Here is a 17,774-nt window from a genome sequence, read left to right as displayed (position 1 = left end):
GATTTTTTTGGAGAAAAGAGATATTAAAGAGCTTGAAAAAAAGATAAGAAGAATAGTTCAAAGGATGAATATAGAGGATATCGTAAGAAAGGCTATAGAGCATTATGATCCTCCTACCTTAAATGGAATTGTAGCCCTCGATTTAAATACAGGAGAGATTTTTAGTTATTCCTCTATAGAGGAACCAGCTTTTAGTAGGAGTATTGTGATTCTTTATAAGCTTTCTGTCTCGAGATTTCCTCTTGAGGAACTTTTTTCTGAAAGGGAATTGAATCTTGCTAAAATGATTCTTGGGGAGGCTTGGAACTTAAGTGCAAGAGATATAGCAAGGACTCTTGGAAAGGAGTTTAAAGAGGTAGAAGATAAGATTTTTAATACTATCATGAAAGAGGATGATCCTTCAGAAGAAATAATAGAAAATGTGCTTGAGTACGTAAGAAGAGTTATCTCTTAGTTTACACAGGGAGAGGTAAAACCTCTCCCTTTTAGCATTCTTCTTTTATAATGTTTTCAAACATTTCTTGATATTTTTTAAGTTTTTCCTCGGTATTTGCTTCAAATCTTAGGACAATCACAGGTTCAGTATTACTTGCCCTTGCAAGAGCCCATCCATCGTCAAATTCTAATCTTACACCATCTATGGTTATAACTTTTTGTACTTTATTAGCAGTATCCGGATATTTCTCCTTGAGTTTATCAAAGAAATTCTTAATAATTTCAAACTTCTTTTCCTCACTGCAATGAACTCTGATTTCTGGCGATGCATATACCTTGGGAAATTCTTTTAGAAAGTCTGAAAATACGAAATTTGGGTTTTCAAGTTTTTCCATAGCGTAGAGTTCTACAAGCCTCATAGTAGCATAAATAGCATCATCATATCCAAAGAATCTATCATTGAAGAATATATGACCACTCATCTCTCCTGCAAAAAGAGCATTTTCCTCTCTTAACTTCTTTTTGATTAAGGAGTGTCCTACAGGAGAAAGGACAGGAATTCCTCCTAATTTTTCTATACCATCAAAGAGAAATTTCGAACATTTTACCTCTCCTATAATTTTGGCTCCAGGATGCTCTTTTAATATTCCCTTAGCAAAGATATAAGCAAGCCTATCTCCATATACCACTTCTGCTTTTTCATCTATTATTCCAATTCTATCTGCATCTCCGTCATAAGCAACCCCAAAATCTGCCTTTTCTTTAATTACAGTCTCTCTTAAAGTTTTTAATGTCTCCATTATCGTCGGATCTGGATGATGATTAGGGAAGTTTCCATCGGGTTCTGAGAAAAGGTCTATTACATCTACTCCAAGTTTTCTTAAGACATCAGGAGCTACAAGACCTCCACATCCATTTCCAGAGTCTATTACAATCTTTATTGTCCCTTGGGGAAGTTTAGTTATGGCAGAGTTTTGAAATTCCTTTAAAAGAAATTCCTTGTAAGAGGAAATAATATCGTGAGTTTCGTAGGTGCCTTCTTTTAAGGAAGATTCATCTTTAAGGTTTAAAGCAATCTCATAGAGTTCTTGGATTAATGGTCCATAAATGGTCTCTTTTCCCACACAGATTTTCATGCCATTAAATTGAGGAGGATTATGGCTTCCTGTAATCATTATTCCTCCATCTACAGGAAGGGTAAAAAGGGAAAAATAGAGAAGAGGAGTTGGGCACAATCCTATGTCTATCACATTTATCCCTGAGCTTCTTAAACCTTCAATTAAGCCTTCAGAAAGTTCCTTTGAGGAAATCCTTGCATCTCTTCCTACCGATACTGTAAGAGTGTCTTTATTGGTTTTTTTTCTTATAAATATTGCATAAGCTTTTCCAATTATCCTTGCTACATCTTTATTCAAATTCTTGGGAACTTCTCCCCGGATATCATACATTCTAAATATGGTTCTATCTAAGGTGATCATACTTTGCTCCCTCCTTTTCTTCTATTTTAGTAAGAAAAATTATAACAGATTTTCTAATACTATTCTAACAAACATTTCTATTCCTATGGCCATGGCACTTTCGTCAAAGTCAAAATAGGGAGAATGGTGAGGATGGTTTAGTCCCCTTTCTTCATTACCTGATCCAAGCCAAAACATAGCTCCTGGTCTTTCCTCAAGAAAGTATGAAAAATCTTCTCCTCCCATAGATGGCTTATCTTCTATTACGTTTTCTTTTCCTACCACCTCTTCTGCTATCTTTTTTACAAATTCTGCTTCTTTTTCATCGTTTTTTCCTGGAGGATACCCAAATTGGTATTCTATTTCTGCTTTACCTCTAAAGGCTTCGGCAATATTTTTAGATATGGTTTCTATTCTTTTAGAGATGGTTTCTGCAAGATTTTTGTCGAAAGTTCTTACCGTTCCTTCTATTTCAGCATCTTCAGGAATAACATTAAAAGTATTTCCACTTTGTATTTTACATATGCTTAACACAAAGGGAGTATGGGGGTCAATTTCTCTTGATGGGATTTCTTGAAGAGCTTGGACAATATGGGTGGATATAATTATGGGATCAATGCATTTATCAGGTGTGGACCCATGTCCTCCCCTTCCCTTTACTTTAATAGTAAAGGCATCGGCTTGAGCACAGAAAAATCCCTTCCTTACGGCGATTTTTCCAACCTTCAGATGATTAGCGAGGTGTAAAGCATACACTTTATCCACATATGGATTTTCCAATATACCTTCCTTTATCATGGGTTCTGCACCACCTGGAGGGAGTTCTTCTGCTGGTTGAAAGGCAAATTTCACTATCCCTTTTATTTGATCTTTGTATTTCGCTAAAATTTTTGCCGTTCCGAGTAATATGGCGATATGTCCATCATGTCCGCATGCGTGCATGATGCCTTTATTTTTTGATTTGTAGGGTACATCGTTTAATTCCTCAAGAGGTAGGGCATCTATGTCTGCTCTGAGAAGTATGGTTTTCCCTTCCTCCTTTCCTCTTAATATCCCCAGCACACCTGTTTGGGCAATGTTTTTTCTTACCTCTAACTCTAAATTTTCAAGATAGGAGGCTATCAATTGGGAGGTTCGAAATTCTTGAAAACCTAATTCAGGATACATATGAATATCTCTTCTTATGTTTATAACTTCGGGCATAATTTTTTGAATATCTTCTTTTATGTTCACAATATTATCCTCCCTTCTTTCAAAGATTTAAGAAAGGCATCAACCACATCAGGATCATATAGAGTACCTTTGTTTTCTACAAGTTCTTTTATTGCCATATCTATGGGAAGGGCAGAGCGATAAGGTCTATGGGAGGTCATGGCTTCAAATACATCTGCTACCCCTATAATTTTTGCTTCCAAAAGTATTTCTTCTCCTTTTAGACCCTTGGGATAACCAGATCCGTTTATTCTTTCATGGTGCTGATATACAATGGGAGCAATATCGCTAATGATTTCAATTTTTCTTAGGAGATTATAGCCTATCTCAGGATGTATATTAATAAACCTTCTCTCTAAGGGATTTAAAGAAGAGGGTTTATTAAGTATCTCTGAAGGAATGCCAATTTTTCCAATATCGTGAAGTAGAGAACTTATGGCTAAAGCTCTTATTTTTTCCTGAGAAAGCCCCAATTCTTTCCCAATTATTACAGAAATTCTTGCTACTCTTTTCTGATGTCCAGAAGTGTAGGGATCTTTCATTTCCACAATGTCTGAGGCAAGTTTTACAATTTGATAAAAGGATCTTCTATATTTTTCTTCTGCTATTATTCTTTCTTCAAGTTCCTTTTTTAATTTTTCATAAAGTTTTGCATTTTCTAATGCTATTCCAAGAAGAGGAAGGAGTGGATATACTTTTTCAATATATTCCTCCTTAAAGCCATATGGGGTATCAGAGTCAAAACTTATTAATCCTAAAATTTTATTTTCATAGATAATGGGAATCATAAGATGAGATTTAATCCATTGGGTTTCAGGGATAATTACCCAGTTGGGGTATTCATCGGTGTTTTCTACAAAGAGAGGTTTTTGAGTTTCCATAACGGTTTTCAACGTATAAAATTCCCTTTTATCCATTTTAAAGTTTCTCATAAAATCTTCTACTCCATATTTTTCATATCCTCTAAAAGAAAGATAATAAAGAGCATCATTCTCTAATAGAGCAATATTGGCTGAGGTATAAGGAATTATTTTTTCCAGCTTTTCTAATATGGCATCCAGCAAATCTTCTACATTTTTCTGCTCAATTAAAGATATAGTTAGTTCATTGAATAGATTTGAATAATTTTTGCCCTCTAAAAATTGGTTTACATCTTCGGTTATTATATGAATAAAAAGGTTATCTTTCTCATCCAAATTTTCAAGATTTTCAGAGGAAACAGTTATTTTGTTTTTCTCAATGAATATTTTTAAAGAGACTTTTTTTAGAAGATTTTGTATGTTAAATATAAAGTCTTCAACATTTTCAAAGTTTTTCTCTTCTTCTTTTATTTTTGAAATTATCTTTAAATATTCCAAAATTTTTTCTTCATTCATAAAATTTTATAATTTAAAAAGTACTTTTTAAATGATATCATTTTTAGTTAGCTAATACAAAAAAAGAAAGGATGATTTAGGCATCATGAGGTGTGAGATATTATCTGTGGGTACAGAACTCCTTTTAGGAGATATTTTGAATACTAATGCTCAATATTTATCAAGGAGACTTGCAGATCTTGGTATTCCTGTTTATTTTCATACTACTGTAGGAGATAATCCCGAGAGATTGAAAAAGGCTTTGGAAATTGCTTTTTCAAGAAGTGATATGGTAATTGCTACAGGAGGACTTGGACCTACGCAGGATGATTTGACAAAAGAAATTTCTGCGGAATTTTTTAATAAAAAGCTGGTACTTCATGAGGAATCTTTGAAGAGAATTAAAGAATTTTTTGAGAGAAGAGGGCTTAATTTGACAGAAGGAAATATTAAGCAGGCGTACATTATAGAAGGAAGTAGAGTAATTCCCAATGATTGGGGGACTGCTCCAGGAATAATATTGGAAGAGGGAGGTAAAATTTTAATCCTTCTTCCTGGTCCTCCTAAGGAAATGATTCCCATGTTTGAGACTTATGTGGTTCCTTATCTTTCAACTTTTTCTTCTGGAATTATATACTCCAAAGTTTTGAGAGTATGTGGTATTGGAGAAAGCTTTATGGAGGAAAAAGTAAAAGATTTGATTAAAAGTCAAACTAATCCTACCATTGCTCCTTATGCAAAAGAAGGAGAGGCAATTTTGAGGATAACTGCAAGAGCTAAGTCAAAAGAAGAGGCAGAAAAAATGATTGAGGGAGTAGTAAAGGAAATAAGGAAAAGGCTTGGAGATTATATATATGGAGAAGGAGAAACTTCTCTTGAGGAAGTAGTAGTTAATTTACTTTTGGAAAAAGGTCTTACTATTTCTGTAGCAGAATCTTGTACTGGGGGGCTTATTTCAGCAAGGCTTGTTAATGTTCCAGGAGTGTCAAAGGTTTTTAAGGGAAGTATTATAGCCTACGATAATGAGGTAAAAATTAAGGAACTAAATGTTCCTGAGGAAATCTTCAAGGAATATGGAGCTGTAAGTTCTCAGTGTGCTATGAAAATGGCAGAAGGTATAGCCAAAAAAATGGGGACAGATGTTGGACTTTCTGCTACAGGTATTGCGGGTCCCGAAGGTGGTACCTTGGAAAAACCTATTGGACTTGTCTATATAGGGCTTTACATAAGAGGAGAAATGTCATATAAAGAATTAAGACTTAGCGGTGATAGGAACAGGATTAGGTTATACACTACTATAAATGGATTAGACCTTTTAAGAAGGGGGCTTTTAAACTTATGAGCAAAACTGTGAGTAGTAATAGAAAGCTTGCCTTTAGGAAAATGCTTCCAAGAATATATAGGATTTTCTCTTTAATAAAAGAAAACAAGTATATTAGTTTAGATGAAATTACAAGAAAAATAAGCTATGAATTTGGAGAGACCAGCGTAAGAACCATAAAAAGAGATATAAAGACCTTGAGGGATGACTTCAAAATGCCTATTGCTTATAGTAAGGCTAATGGAGGTTATTATCTCTTTTCAAAAAGTGAATTTCCTTTTCCAAAGCTTACCGAAGGTGAAGTTTTGTCCCTTTTGATTACTGCCAATATGCTTCATCAATTTAAAGGTACAGATTTTGAGGAAGATTTTGAGAGGTTAAAAAATAAATTAGAATTGTTTTTGAGAGATAATAACGTGATTCCCTCAGATTCTATAGAAAGTGCTCTTTCTATTCCTTTTACTTTTATAAAACCGAAGGTAGATATAAGGGATAAATTTGTGAAGATATTGAAGGCAATTAGAGAGAGGAAGAGTATCATAATAGAATACCATTCTTTTTCCTCTGATAAAATTACAGAAAGAAAGGTAGATCCTTATCATCTTTATAATTTTGAGGGGGTTTGGTACTTCTGTGGATATTGTCATTTAAGAAAAGAAATAAGAGATTTTGCCCTTGATAGGATAAAAAACATAAGGGAGACCTATGAAGAGTTTAGAAAACCGAGAGATTTTAATGTTTATGAATATATAAAATCTGCCTTCAGGATAAATAAGGGAGAAGTAGAAAGAATAAGAATAAAATTTGATCCTTATCAAGCACGATGGATAAAAGAGAGGATTTGGCATGAGACTCAAAGTATAGAGGAACTTCCTGATGGAAGCATAATTTATGAAATTATGGCAAACAGAGAAGAGATAAAAAGATGGGTAATGGGATATGGAGCTCATGCAGAGGTTTTGGAACCGGAATCTTTAAGAAATGAGATTAAGAAGGAGATTAGAAGATTAGGTATGATATACGGAGTTTTTAAATAAGAGGGGGGGAGAAATTTCTCCCCCTCTTTCTTTTGTTTTTTATGCAATACTTCTTTTGAACTCATGTCTTGCGATGAAAAGCATTAATATGGCGAGGAAAAGTACATAAAGAAATCCTTTTATTAGGTCTCCTGTCTCCCAACCACTTATCACAAGAGTTCTTAATGGATTTACCACGTAGGTTATAGGATTCCATCTTGCAATGGTGGCAAGCCAATCGGGCATCACGTTTATTGGGAACATGGCACTACTTGTGAACATTAAAGGCATTGTAAGAAAGTTTATTACAGCTGTTAAAACTTCCATGGTTTTTATCCTTGATGCTATAGCAATGGAAAGTCCTGCCATGGTAAAGTTAAAGCATGCAGCAAGAAGAATTATGGCAATGATTCCTGGAATTCCTGTTGCAAATTCTACTCCAAAAAGAGATGCAATTATGACTACAATAAGAGATTGAAAAGCTCCCTGGATGGCAGTAGCAAGCATTTTCCCAAGAGGAATAGCTGTTCTTGAAATAGGTGCTGCGAGCATTTTATTTAAATATCCCCATCTTCTATCCCATACTACAGAGATTCCACCAAAAATGCCCCCAAAAAGGGAGGTCATAACTATGATTCCAGGGGTCATAAAGGAGAGATAACTGGCACCTCCAAAAGCCTGTCTTCCAAAAGGGTTGTCTGTAAGTTTTGCCATTACGTTTCCCATGAGGGCAAGCCAAATTAGGGGCTGAAATATAGATACCAATATTCTTACTTTTTGATCCATCCAATGTTTTAGTTCTCTCCACATTACTGAATAAGTGTCATACATCAACGTTCTCATTATCTCGTCCTCCTTACTAATCTTCTCATTCTCATAGCATCCTCTTTTGATCCCTCTTCATCTCTAAACTCTTTACCAGTATAAGCAAGGTAAACGTCATCTAAAGATGGCTTTTTCATGGTTATGGATGAGATATTAATATTAGATTCATAGGCAATAGAAAATATCACAGGAATAAGTTTTTCTGCATTAGATGCTACAATGGTATATCTTCCATCTTGAGATGTTATATTTTTGACAACCTCAAGAGTTTTTACCTTTTCAAGGAATTTGGAAATTTCTTCTAAGCTTTCATTGGAAATTTTTAAGGATATGAGATCTCCACCTATGGAATCTTTTAATCTTCTTGGAGTATCAAGAGCTTTTATCTCCCCCTTATCTATAATGGCAATACGATCACATAATGAATCAGCCTCTTCCATATAGTGAGTTGTTAAGAATATGGTCATCCCATTTTCTTTCCTTATCTTTTGAACATACTCCCATATGTCCTGCCTTGTTTGTACATCAAGCCCAAGGGTAGGTTCATCAAGGAATAAAATCTTAGGTCTGTGGATAAGACCCATAGCTATATCAAGTCTTTTTCTCATGCCTCCCGAATATGTTTCTGCTTTATCTTTTGCCCTTTCATAAAGCCTTAAAAGTTTTAACAGTTCTTCGGATCTCTGTTTAATTACTTCCTTAGGTAGATGGTAAAATCTGCCCTGTAGGTACATATTTTCCCAACCTGTGAGGGTGTCGTCTACGGTAAGGTCTTGAGAGACATATCCAATAACTCTTCTTACTTCGTTGGGTTGGTGAACTACGTCATATCCTAAAATTTTGGCTGTGCCCTTTGTAGGTTTTACAAGAGTGGTTAGCATCATTATGGTGGTACTTTTTCCTGCGCCATTGGGACCAAGAAAGCCAAAAATTTCTCCCTCTTCTACCTCAAAGGATATTCCTTTCACTGCCTCTATATTTCCAAAGGGCGAATAGTAAGTCTTTGCTAAGTCTTTAACCTCAATTACTTTCATTCTTTCTCTGCCTCCTTTATGTTAGATATAAATTTTTCAAGCTCTGAGAGTTCTTTTGTAAGCTCCGAGAATAGCTCAAGGAGAGAATCAGATTTTACAAGCATTAAGGCATTTTTAGGTCCTACACACATGACGATTAATTTGTCTCCTGGTTTTAAGTCTAAGTCTTCTCTGGCTTCTTGAGGAATTACGATTTGACCTCTCTCACTGAGGGTTGCCATTCCGTAAATTTTTCTATTCATTTGTCAATTTTACCTCCCTAATCATACTTTTCATACTGATATGATTAATCAAAAATTGATGAAAGTCAATAATTTTATGTTAAATTTTATTTAAAAAATATATTTTTACGTTAAAAAATTTTTTGTTATAATATTTACATACCGACTGGTTGGTATATAAGGAGGTTTTAAAGATGAAACTTGATACCAAAAGCAAACTAATTTTAAGTGGAGAGAAGCTTTTCTCTCAAAAAGGCTATGATGCCACCAGTATATCCGATATATGTGAAAGGGCTGGAGTAAGTAAAGGTGCTTTTTTTCATTATTTTCCTACTAAGGAGGCTTTTTTTCTTGAAATCTTGGATAGGTGGCTTTTTGATCTTTCGGTAAAGATTGATGGATATTTGGAGGATGAAGACAGAGTGTCTTCTGGGATAATAAGGATGTCAGAGATATTTAGGGAGATATTTAAGGAGTCTAAGGAAAAGTTTTTTCTTTTTTTAGAATTTTTAAGACAAGGGATAAAGGATAAAGAAATACTTGAGAAACTCAGAGAGTATTTCAAAAAATATAAAAGTTATTTTAGTTTTTTGATTGAAAAAGGTAAAAAAGAAGGAAGCTTGAAAGATGTAGATTCAAATATAATCTCTTGTATTTTAATTTCCTTCTCTATTGGAACTATTCTTCAACAGATTTTTGCTGAAGAAGAAGATTGGGAGAAAATTGCGAGAGAAGGTATTAGAATAATCATTTCTGAAATAGAAAAGGGAGGTTTTTAATATGAGGGTTTTAATTACAGGTGCTTTTGGTAATATAGGGCAAAGCGCTATTCATGAGTTGATTAATCAGGGAGACAGGGTAAGATGTTTTGATTTGAAGACAAAGAAAAATATAAGGATTTTTAAGAACTTAAAAAAATTATATGGGGATGGTATTGAAGTATTTTGGGGAGATATTACAAAAATTGAAGACATTAAAAAAGCTCTTGAAGGTCAGGATGTAATAGTTCATCTTGCTTTTATTATTCCAAAGCTTTCAGCAACAGGGCTTGAGTCGGAAACAGTGCCTGACATCGCTTATAAAATTAATGTTATAGGAACAAAAAATTTGATATCTGCTATGGAGGAAATGCCATCTCCTAAGAAGATTATTTTCACTTCTTCGGTACATGTTTTTGGCTTAACTCAACATTTAGATCCTCCAAGAAGGGTAGACGATCCTGTAAATCCTCCAGAACACTATTCCAGGCATAAAGTAGAGTGTGAGAATCTAATAAAAAACTCTAATTTAACTTGGGCTATATATAGGCTTGCAGCTTCTCTTCCTGTAAATTTAAAACTTGATAAGGGAATGTTTGATGTGCCTTTGAATAACAGAATGGAATATGTGCATACAAAAGATGTAGGATATGCCATTGCAAAGGGAGTAAGAAGCGAGAAAATATGGGGTAAGGTTCTTCTTATAGGTGGTGGTCCGAGATGTTGGTATTATTATAGGGAGATATTGGAGAAAGTTCTTGAAGGTATTGGAGTGGGGATGCTTCCTGAAGAGGCTTTTTCCAACATACCTTTTGCCACAGACTGGATGGATACTACAGAGAGCGAAAATTTACTTCATTATCAAAGGAGAACCATTGAAGACTACGTGGAGGATGTAAAGAAAGCTTTGGGATATAAGATATTTTTTATAAAACTCTTTAGACCTGTGGTTAGATATATTCTTCTTAAAAGATCTCCTTATTATAATCGTAGATACATACCTCTCAAGGTATTATGGGAAGGATATAGATGGTAAAAATTTAAGAAAAGATTAAAAAAGTTAAAAATAGATTAAAAATAAGGGGAGGTGATTTATTAATGATATAATACCTTTGGTGTGATAAATTTTTATAAATAAAGGGAGACTGATATATGAGTAGTTTTCCTTTAACTTACAAAGATGTGGGACTTCTCTTTGGCGGTTTAGGTCTTTTCCTCTATGGTATTCTCCAAATGAGCTCAGGATTTGAAAAAGCTGTTGGGTCTAAACTTCGTTCCATCTTCGAGAAATTAAATTCTTCTCCCTTTAGAGGTCTTTTAATTGGTACTCTTGTAACTGCAATAGTTCAAAGTAGTAGTGCAGTTACTGTTTTGACAGTAGCTTTTGTAAATGCAGGACTTTTGACATTAGAAGGTGCTCTTGGTATCATCTTTGGGGCAAACATAGGAACAACTATAACTGCTCAACTGGTTGCTTTTAAGTTAACTGATGTGGCACCTTATTTTCTTTTTTTAGGTTTTCTTTTATTTTTTGCCGGAAAAAGGAAGTATATCCGAAATATTGGCGAGGCTTTAATTGGTTTTGGTATGATATTTATGGGTATTTCTTTAATGGATTCTTCTTTACATGCCTTGAGAACTTGGGAACCTTTTCATAATGCGATAATCTCAATGGGAAAAAACCCTGTCTTAGGAATACTTGTAGGAGCAATTATAACTGCAATTATTCAAAGTAGTAGTGTTACTACGAGTATTGTGGTAGCTCTTGCAGCAAAGGGAGCAATTGATTTGACTTCTGCGGTCCCTGTGATATTAGGTGCTAATATTGGAACATGTGTTACCGCTCTTCTTGCCTCTATTGGTACAAGTATTTCTGCAAAAAGAGCTGCTCTTGCCCATTTATTTTTTAATGTCATTGGAGTAGTACTTATCTTTCCCTTTTTAGGAATTTTTGAAAGGTTTGTTTCTCTTACTTCTGCTGAGGTAGCAAGACAAGTTGCTAATGCTCATACTTTCTTTAATGTGCTCTGGGCATCTATATGGATCTTCTTTACCAAGCAATATGCAGAGCTTATAAAGAAAGTTCTCCCTGGAGAAGAAAGAATTTATAGAAGAGAGGCGTCCTTTCTTAAGCCTCAACTTTTAAATACCCCTTCTGCTGCTCTTGAGGCTGCTAAGAATGAGCTTATTAGGATGTGTGATATTGTGGATGAGATGTATAATCTTACTATGGATTCTTTGTTTCAGAATAATACTCAGCATTATAAAGATATATTGACTATTGAAGATATAACCGATGGTTTAAAGGCTTCGTTAATAAATTATCTTACCCAACTTTCTATTGACTCTTTGTCCGAGGGTGAAGCAAAAGAACTTAATGCCATATTAAGGGCTGTGGATGATGTGGAGAGGATTGCTGATCACCTTACCAATGTTATGGAAAAGGTTGAGGCTAAAAATTCCGAGAGAATTGAATTTACTGAATATGCTTGGAAAGATTTGGAGGAGCTGAGAAAGATTATTTATGATAATATCAGAGATTCTTTTGCAATGATAAAGGAAAGTACTGCAAATTATCTTGATGAAGTCCTTCAAAGGGAAGAAAGGATTGATTATAAAGTGAAAGAGTCAAAGGAATCTCACATAGAAAGAATGAAAAAGGGTATATGTAATCCTATAGCAGGAGTAATTTTTAGTGATCTTCTTATAGACCTTGAAAGAATAGGGGATCACTGTGTAAATATAGCTCAAGAGTTTTATGAGGTTAATAATTCAAAGAGGGAAAAAACTCTTTTAAGGTAGGGGTGTCAACCCTACCTTAATTTTTCTTCTAATTCTTCTTCATCTTTTGTAAAGATTTCAATGTCGTCTTCGCTTAAGATTTCGCCACTTTGGATTTCAATAATCTCTAAAGGGGTTTCTCCTGCGTTCTTTAACTGATGGGGTTTTCCTTTAGGCACAAAAATACTTTCTCCTTCGTATACATAATATTTACGATTCTCAATCTCTGCTTCAGCAATACCCTTGAGCACTATCCAATGTTCTGTCCTTTTTTTATGGAGATGACAAGTTAGAGAAGCACCTTCTTTTATTATGAGTTTTCTTATTATATAATCTCCATTTTTTTCCAAAAGTTTATACATACCCCATGGTCTATAAACCTCAGTGTGATAGATTATTTCATTCCTTCCTTCATTTTCGAGGATTTCAAGAAGTTTTTTGACTTCTTGTCCGCTCCCTCTCTTACTTATGAGTATGGCATCATCGGTTTCTACAATAATAGCATCCTCAATTCCAATAGTTCCTACAAGCCTTTTGTTGCTGAATACAAGGGAGTTTCTTGTATTTATTGCATATACATCTCCTAATAATACATTTCCATTAGGATCCTTTTCTTTCACTTCATAGAAAGAATCCCAAGAACCTAAATCGCTCCAGATAAGCTCCATGGGTATAACTGCAACTCTATCAGATTTTTCTGCAATGGCATAGTCTATGGATATGGATGGCATTTTATGGAAATTCTCAAGTACTTCTCTATAACTTCCTTTAGTTATCAAGGTATAAATTTCTTCTTGATATTTTTCAAACTCTTCCAACATTACTGAGATCTTGAAGGCAAAAATTCCTGCATTCCAGAAATAGTTTCCTTCTTTTAGGAATTTTTCTGCCAATTCTAAGGATGGCTTTTCTATGAATTTTTCAACTTTAAAGAAATCTCCCATATTTTCTCCTGCTTTAATGTATCCATATCCTGTCTCAGGTTTTGTAGGTTTTATTCCAAAAGTAGTAATAAATCCTGAGTTAACGGCAGAAAGGCTTTTATTAAGGTACTCTATGAATTTTTCTTGAGGTTCTATAAGATGATCAGAGGGAAAGATAAATACCTCTTCTTCAGGGTTTCCATTTATCTTCTCTAATATGTATTTTAAAGCAAGAGCTATAGCAGGAGCAGTGTTTTTCCCTACTGGCTCAAGGAGAGTGTTATGGCTCATACTTTTGTCAAATTTATCAGTTATGCTTTTTACAAAATAGAAATACTCTTTATTGGTTATGGTTAGAATGTCTTCTGGCTTAAAGAACTTTATGAGCCTTTCATAAGTATCTTCTAAGAGAGATTTATCCGGTAATAGTTTTATAAACTGTTTTGAAAATTTTTCTCTTGAAAGAGGCCAAAGTCTTGTTCCTTTTCCTCCCGCAAGTACTATGGCTTTCATTGTTTCACCCCCTTCTGTGAATTTTGTTTTGAGGAAACCATAATATATTATACAAGATAATAATAGGGAATTCTTATCTTATACTTTCCCCTAAATTTGTCCTCTTTTATCATTAGTGCGCTGTCAAGATCATGAAATTCAAAGACACCAAGGCCTGCTGAAAGGTGAACACTTTGATTTATTCCAAGGCTTGATTCTCCCATGCATCCTATCATAAGTTTTATGTTAGCTGTATTGGCCATTTCTACTATAGCTAAGGCATCGGATATACCGCATTTCATAAGTTTTATGTTTATATAGTCTACAGCTTCCATTTTTATAACTTCTAAAGCCTCATATTTATTCTTAATGCTCTCATCTCCAGCAATAGGGAAAGGAGAATTAAATCTCACATATTTTAACCCTTCCAAGTCATGAGCAGGTACTGGTTGTTCTAATAACTCTATATCAATACCTTTTTTGTAGAGTTCTTTAGTAAAAATTACTGCTTGTTTTGGGTTGTAAGCAGTATTAGCATCTACAATGTACTTTACTCCTTTTATTCTTTTTACCAGCTCTTCCATGGTTTCTATATCTTCACGTAAGTCCAATCCTATCTTTACCTTTATCACCTTAAAGCCCTCTTTAAAGATTTCTTCTGCTTCTCTAACTCTTTCTTCCACACTTCCTATGCTCACTGTTTTATCCGTTTCTATTTTTTCTTTTGCTCCCCCTAATATTTGGTATACTGGTAAGCTTAGTTCTTCACTTAAAGCATCAAGAATTGCATATTGTAAGGCTGTTTTTAGACTTGGAAAAGCAAAAAATTTATCTGTTATTTCAAATATTTTTCTAAAATTTTTAGTATCCTTTCCTTTTAAGAGTTCATTAACAAAACTTTCTAAAGGTATCAGAGATTCTATCCTCTCCCCAGTAACCCTAAAAGAAGGGGATGCTTCTCCTAAGCCTATATAACCTTCTTCGGTTTCTATTTTTACCTCCAAATTATGGGTATGGGAAGCAGTTCCAGGAGCTATGCGGAAAGGTTTTATATACTCATAGGTCTTTAACTCAAAGGAAATCCTTTTTATTTTAGCCATCTATATATCTCCATTCTCTCCCATCTCTTCTAATTAGTTCCTCAGCTTCCTTTGGACCCCAAGAACCTTGGGGATATATGGGAATATTGGGGTCGTCTTTCCAAAAATCTAAAATAGGTTGTACAATCTCCCAGGATTTCTCAATCTCGTCTTCTCTTATAAAAAGGCTTTGATCTCCCTCTATAATATCCATAAACAAAGTCTCATAAGCTTCTATATTAGGACCTGTCCACTCCATAGAGGTAGAAACAGGGCAAGAGAGCATACTTCCTCCTAAGGGTCTTAGTTGGAAGCTTAGGATAATCTTATTTTCAGGGGCGATTTTAAATCCTATTATGTCTTCTTGGGGCATACAATCAAGAATTTTAGAGAAAAGTCCTGGTATCTTCTTAAATACAATTATTATCGAGGTCTCTTTTCTTTTTAGTTTTTTTCCCGTTCTCAGGTAAAAAGGTACACCGTCCCATCTTAAGTTTTCTATAAAGAGTTTTACTGCTGCATAGGTTTCTGTATTTGATTGGGAGAGGTTTTCATCTATCAAATATCCTTCATATTGACCTCTTACAGCATACAAAGGTACATCTTCTCTTTTTATTTCTCTTATGCTTTTTAGTACTTTTATTTTTTCATCTCTTATCTCCTTTTCGTTAATACAACAAGGAGGTTCCATAGCTACAATTGACAATATCTGGATTAAATGATTTTGGATCATATCTCTGAGGGCACCCACTTTGTCGTAATATCCTAATCTTCCTTCTACTCCTATATCTTCTAAGGCTGAAATTTGAATATGATCAATAAAATTCCTATTCCATATTCCTTCAAAAATGATATTGGAAAATCTGAGACCAAAAATGTTTTGTACGGTCTCTTTTCCTAAGAAGTGATCAATTCTGTATACTTCCTCTTCTTTAAAGTAAATTTTTATAAGTTGATTGAATTTTTGCGCTGAATAGAGGTCATAACCAAAGGGTTTCTCGATGACGATTTTTCTTTTATTAGGAAAGCTTTTTAAGAATTCTCCTAAGTTTTTGATAATGGTTTCAAAGGTGGTAGGAGGAGTGGCCAAGTAGAATATAAACTCTTCTTCTTTAAAGTTGGAGAGCACGTTTTTGAGATGGTTATATTCTTCCTCTTTTTCTAAATCAAACTTTACAAAATCAAACAAAGAAAAGAAATAATCATCATGAGTTTTTATAGATTTTTCTAAAATTTTTAGGAATTTTTCTTTATCCACATTAGGTCTTCTTCCTGTAGAAATAATTTTTGTACAGTTTAGAAGTCTATATTTTTTATATAGACTGTAAATTACAGGATATAATTTATTTTGAGCTAAGTCTCCTAATCCACCAAAGATTACAATTATGAATTTATTGTTCATAGATGTTTTCTAATTTCATCTCCTTTCTTTGGATCTACTTTATAGGGTAGAAGAATCCATTCTTCATCATGGATATAAGATATACCTGGATTAAAAGTATATAATGGACTTAAGGTTTCTAACTCACAGAAATTTTCTGAAGTATAGACCTGTATAGCACAATTATCATCGGGATATATAGCTCCTTCTACAAAATTGAATTTTTTAATAAAGGTATAATTTTCTGTGGTTACTCCTACAAAACCCTCGTATCCTGTAGTTCCTACTTTTCCTGTCTCTCCCGATGGATAAATGAGAAAGAGATCATCTTCTGGAACAAATTGGGAACTCTTTACATTAGTTGTGGCTTCTCCTGCCCACTTCTGCCAATAAATTACTTTTTTAAGCTTCCATTCTCCTAAGGTTCCCCATGGAAAGAAGATAATTCCTTTTTTTGGAGGAATACAAGTCAAAGCCCATATAGCGCCCTGATATAATAGTTTTCCTTTATTTTCAAGGATATGCCTTACTACGAATCTTCCATTCCTTTCTAATATGGTTAAGTTTTTCTCTATTTCGGTTATGGGATCATAGGATACAAAACTAATTTTATCTTTATCCTCTATTACCCTACAAGGATTATTGTCCGGAGAATAAGTAAACTTGGTTTCAGGAGATATCCAGAATCTATGTCCTCCATAGATTTTCATTTCTCCTATGGATAACCTTTCTTCGGTATCATGGAATAATACATTTTCTCCATTTTTGAATCCAAAAAAGATTATTCTTGGACCCACATCGGCGGTGATTACCATTTTAACATCATTTAGAGTAATTTCATAACAGAGCTCTCTTTTGCCAAAGGATATTTTTTTCCACTCCATTTTATTTATCCTCCTTTACACAAAAGTCTATATTAAGCTTGCTTGCTGTAGGACCCTTTTGGTTATGATACTTACTTCCAGCTTTTTTATAATAGGGAGTCTCTGCTGGGGAGGTTAATTTATAAAAAGATATCTGACATATTCTCATGCCAGGATAAAGGGCTACAGGAACCCTATTGATATTTGAAAGCTCTAAGGTGATTTGTCCACAAAAACCTGGATCTACATATCCCGCTGTAGCATGTACTATTATGCCAAGTCTTCCCAAGCTGGATCTTCCATCAACTCTCGCTACAAGATCATCAGGAAGTTTTACGGTTTCAATAGTGGTTCCCAAGACAAATTCTCCTGGCCTTAAGAAGAAGGGTTTACCCTCTTCTATTTCTATGATTTCCATGAGATCCTGGGGATTATCTTTTGTAGGATCAATATATGCTCTTCCTTCAACTTTAAAATGAAGAAAACTGTTTCCAAGCCTTAAATCTACTGAGGATGGCTGAATTTGTTTTTGGGGGTCATCTATGGGATGAATTACTAATTTTCTTTCCTCAAGGTATTTTTTAATGTCCTTATCGCTTAGTATCAATTTTTTACCTCCCT

General features: G+C 34.3%; 17 protein-coding genes. 6 read left to right on the top strand and 11 right to left on the bottom strand.

Annotated elements, in window-relative coordinates; genetic code table 11:
• Window positions 1-7 precede the first annotated feature (7 nt).
• Window positions 8-454: a hypothetical protein gene (locus ACP5QL_RS06000; RefSeq protein ID WP_012582492.1), complete on the top strand. Its 447-nt coding sequence runs from the start codon at window positions 8-10 to the stop codon at window positions 452-454.
• Between the two features lie 31 nt (window positions 455-485).
• On the opposite strand, the gene ACP5QL_RS05995 is transcribed toward ACP5QL_RS06000, so the two are convergent.
• The 3 genes from ACP5QL_RS05995 to ACP5QL_RS05985 are packed head-to-tail and all read right to left on the bottom strand — an operon-like array spanning window position 486 to window position 4,462.
• Entirely contained in the window at window positions 486-1,913 is a 1,428-nt protein-coding gene (locus ACP5QL_RS05995) for a phosphomannomutase/phosphoglucomutase (protein ID WP_012582491.1), read from the bottom strand.
• A 39-nt stretch (window positions 1,914-1,952) separates the two neighbouring features.
• Window positions 1,953-3,125 carry a M20 family metallopeptidase gene (locus tag ACP5QL_RS05990; RefSeq protein ID WP_272996542.1) on the bottom strand — a complete coding sequence of 391 codons (1,173 nt, stop codon included), beginning with the start codon at window positions 3,123-3,125 and terminating at the stop codon, window positions 1,953-1,955.
• Complete coding sequence (locus ACP5QL_RS05985; protein WP_428126061.1) at window positions 3,122-4,462, bottom strand: HD domain-containing phosphohydrolase; 1,341 nt, start codon at window positions 4,460-4,462, stop codon at window positions 3,122-3,124. The genes ACP5QL_RS05990 and ACP5QL_RS05985 overlap by 4 nt, the downstream gene beginning before the upstream one ends.
• Before the next feature lie 103 nt (window positions 4,463-4,565).
• Between ACP5QL_RS05985 and ACP5QL_RS05980 the strand changes: the two genes are divergently transcribed.
• Entirely contained in the window at window positions 4,566-5,801 is a 1,236-nt protein-coding gene (locus tag ACP5QL_RS05980) for a competence/damage-inducible protein A (RefSeq protein WP_012582488.1), read from the top strand.
• Window positions 5,798-6,817 carry a helix-turn-helix transcriptional regulator gene (locus ACP5QL_RS05975; RefSeq protein ID WP_012582487.1) on the top strand — a complete coding sequence of 340 codons (1,020 nt, stop codon included), beginning with the start codon at window positions 5,798-5,800 and terminating at the stop codon, window positions 6,815-6,817. The genes ACP5QL_RS05980 and ACP5QL_RS05975 overlap by 4 nt, the downstream gene beginning before the upstream one ends.
• Window positions 6,818-6,856: 39 nt before the next feature.
• On the opposite strand, the gene ACP5QL_RS05970 is transcribed toward ACP5QL_RS05975, so the two are convergent.
• Genes ACP5QL_RS05970 through ACP5QL_RS05960 form a run of 3 tightly spaced genes read right to left on the bottom strand, consistent with a single transcriptional unit; the run spans window position 6,857 to window position 8,897 of the window.
• Window positions 6,857-7,639 carry an ABC transporter permease gene (locus tag ACP5QL_RS05970; RefSeq protein WP_012582486.1) on the bottom strand — a complete coding sequence of 261 codons (783 nt, stop codon included), beginning with the start codon at window positions 7,637-7,639 and terminating at the stop codon, window positions 6,857-6,859.
• A complete protein-coding gene (locus tag ACP5QL_RS05965) occupies window positions 7,639-8,655 on the bottom strand; it encodes an ATP-binding cassette domain-containing protein (RefSeq protein ID WP_272994792.1) in 1,017 nt (338 codons plus the stop codon). Before ACP5QL_RS05965 ends, ACP5QL_RS05970 begins: the two co-directional genes overlap by 1 nt.
• Entirely contained in the window at window positions 8,652-8,897 is a 246-nt protein-coding gene (locus tag ACP5QL_RS05960; RefSeq protein WP_012582484.1) for an AbrB/MazE/SpoVT family DNA-binding domain-containing protein, read from the bottom strand. Before ACP5QL_RS05960 ends, ACP5QL_RS05965 begins: the two co-directional genes overlap by 4 nt.
• 173 nt (window positions 8,898-9,070) lie before the next feature.
• On the opposite strand from ACP5QL_RS05960, the gene ACP5QL_RS05955 reads away from it, so the two are divergent.
• The 3 genes from ACP5QL_RS05955 to ACP5QL_RS05945 all read left to right on the top strand — a co-directional run bounded on the left by ACP5QL_RS05955 (window position 9,071) and on the right by ACP5QL_RS05945 (window position 12,436).
• Window positions 9,071-9,655, top strand: coding sequence for a TetR/AcrR family transcriptional regulator (locus ACP5QL_RS05955; protein ID WP_012582483.1), 585 nt, complete (start codon window positions 9,071-9,073; stop codon window positions 9,653-9,655).
• A 1-nt stretch (window position 9,656) separates the two neighbouring features.
• On the top strand, window positions 9,657-10,670 hold the full coding sequence (locus ACP5QL_RS05950; RefSeq protein WP_012582482.1) for an NAD-dependent epimerase/dehydratase family protein: 1,014 nt from the start codon (window positions 9,657-9,659) through the stop codon (window positions 10,668-10,670).
• 116 nt (window positions 10,671-10,786) lie between these two features.
• Window positions 10,787-12,436, top strand: coding sequence for a Na/Pi cotransporter family protein (locus ACP5QL_RS05945; protein ID WP_012582481.1), 1,650 nt, complete (start codon window positions 10,787-10,789; stop codon window positions 12,434-12,436).
• Between the two features lie 11 nt (window positions 12,437-12,447).
• Here the strand turns inward: ACP5QL_RS05945 and ACP5QL_RS05940 are convergent, their stop codons facing one another.
• The 5 genes from ACP5QL_RS05940 to dcd are packed head-to-tail and all read right to left on the bottom strand — an operon-like array spanning window position 12,448 to window position 17,760.
• Window positions 12,448-13,851 (bottom strand): mannose-1-phosphate guanylyltransferase/mannose-6-phosphate isomerase, encoded by a 1,404-nt coding sequence (locus tag ACP5QL_RS05940; RefSeq protein ID WP_273333151.1) that lies wholly within the window; start codon window positions 13,849-13,851, stop codon window positions 12,448-12,450.
• A gap of 47 nt (window positions 13,852-13,898) precedes the next feature.
• A complete protein-coding gene (locus ACP5QL_RS05935) occupies window positions 13,899-14,930 on the bottom strand; it encodes an L-Ala-D/L-Glu epimerase (protein WP_012582479.1) in 1,032 nt (343 codons plus the stop codon).
• Window positions 14,923-16,311 (bottom strand): glucose-6-phosphate dehydrogenase, encoded by a 1,389-nt coding sequence (zwf, locus tag ACP5QL_RS05930; protein WP_428126052.1) that lies wholly within the window; start codon window positions 16,309-16,311, stop codon window positions 14,923-14,925. The genes ACP5QL_RS05935 and zwf overlap by 8 nt, the downstream gene beginning before the upstream one ends.
• Window positions 16,308-17,174, bottom strand: a complete 867-nt coding sequence (locus ACP5QL_RS05925) for a hypothetical protein (RefSeq protein WP_012582477.1) — start codon at window positions 17,172-17,174, stop codon at window positions 16,308-16,310. The genes zwf and ACP5QL_RS05925 overlap by 4 nt, the downstream gene beginning before the upstream one ends.
• 1 nt (window position 17,175) lies before the next feature.
• Entirely contained in the window at window positions 17,176-17,760 is a 585-nt protein-coding gene (gene dcd / locus ACP5QL_RS05920) for a dCTP deaminase (RefSeq protein WP_012582476.1), read from the bottom strand.
• Window positions 17,761-17,774: the final 14 nt, after the last annotated feature.

This window comes from Dictyoglomus sp. (assembly GCF_049968615.1).
Classification (GTDB): Bacteria; Dictyoglomota; Dictyoglomia; order Dictyoglomales; family Dictyoglomaceae; genus Dictyoglomus; species Dictyoglomus turgidum.
Note: the sequence above shows the minus strand (reverse complement) of the source record. Positions and strands in the feature narration are given on the sequence as shown.

Bases quoted from the DNA above. Each gene is read 5' to 3' on its own strand.
- zwf (WP_428126052.1), bottom strand. From the start codon at position 16,311: ATGAACAATAAATTCATAATTGTAATCTTTGGTGGATTAGGAGACTTA.
- ACP5QL_RS05965 (WP_272994792.1), bottom strand. From the start codon at position 8,655: ATGAAAGTAATTGAGGTTAAAGACTTAGCAAAGACTTACTATTCGCCC.
- ACP5QL_RS05975 (WP_012582487.1), top strand. From the start codon at position 5,798: ATGAGCAAAACTGTGAGTAGTAATAGAAAGCTTGCCTTTAGGAAAATG.
- ACP5QL_RS05970 (WP_012582486.1), bottom strand. From the start codon at position 7,639: ATGAGAACGTTGATGTATGACACTTATTCAGTAATGTGGAGAGAACTA.
- ACP5QL_RS05940 (WP_273333151.1), bottom strand. From the start codon at position 13,851: ATGAAAGCCATAGTACTTGCGGGAGGAAAAGGAACAAGACTTTGGCCT.
- ACP5QL_RS05925 (WP_012582477.1), bottom strand. From the start codon at position 17,174: ATGGAGTGGAAAAAAATATCCTTTGGCAAAAGAGAGCTCTGTTATGAA.
- ACP5QL_RS05945 (WP_012582481.1), top strand. From the start codon at position 10,787: ATGAGTAGTTTTCCTTTAACTTACAAAGATGTGGGACTTCTCTTTGGC.
- ACP5QL_RS05980 (WP_012582488.1), top strand. From the start codon at position 4,566: ATGAGGTGTGAGATATTATCTGTGGGTACAGAACTCCTTTTAGGAGAT.
- ACP5QL_RS05935 (WP_012582479.1), bottom strand. From the start codon at position 14,930: ATGGCTAAAATAAAAAGGATTTCCTTTGAGTTAAAGACCTATGAGTAT.
- ACP5QL_RS05955 (WP_012582483.1), top strand. From the start codon at position 9,071: ATGAAACTTGATACCAAAAGCAAACTAATTTTAAGTGGAGAGAAGCTT.
- ACP5QL_RS05950 (WP_012582482.1), top strand. From the start codon at position 9,657: ATGAGGGTTTTAATTACAGGTGCTTTTGGTAATATAGGGCAAAGCGCT.
- ACP5QL_RS05960 (WP_012582484.1), bottom strand. From the start codon at position 8,897: ATGAATAGAAAAATTTACGGAATGGCAACCCTCAGTGAGAGAGGTCAA.
- ACP5QL_RS05995 (WP_012582491.1), bottom strand. From the start codon at position 1,913: ATGATCACCTTAGATAGAACCATATTTAGAATGTATGATATCCGGGGA.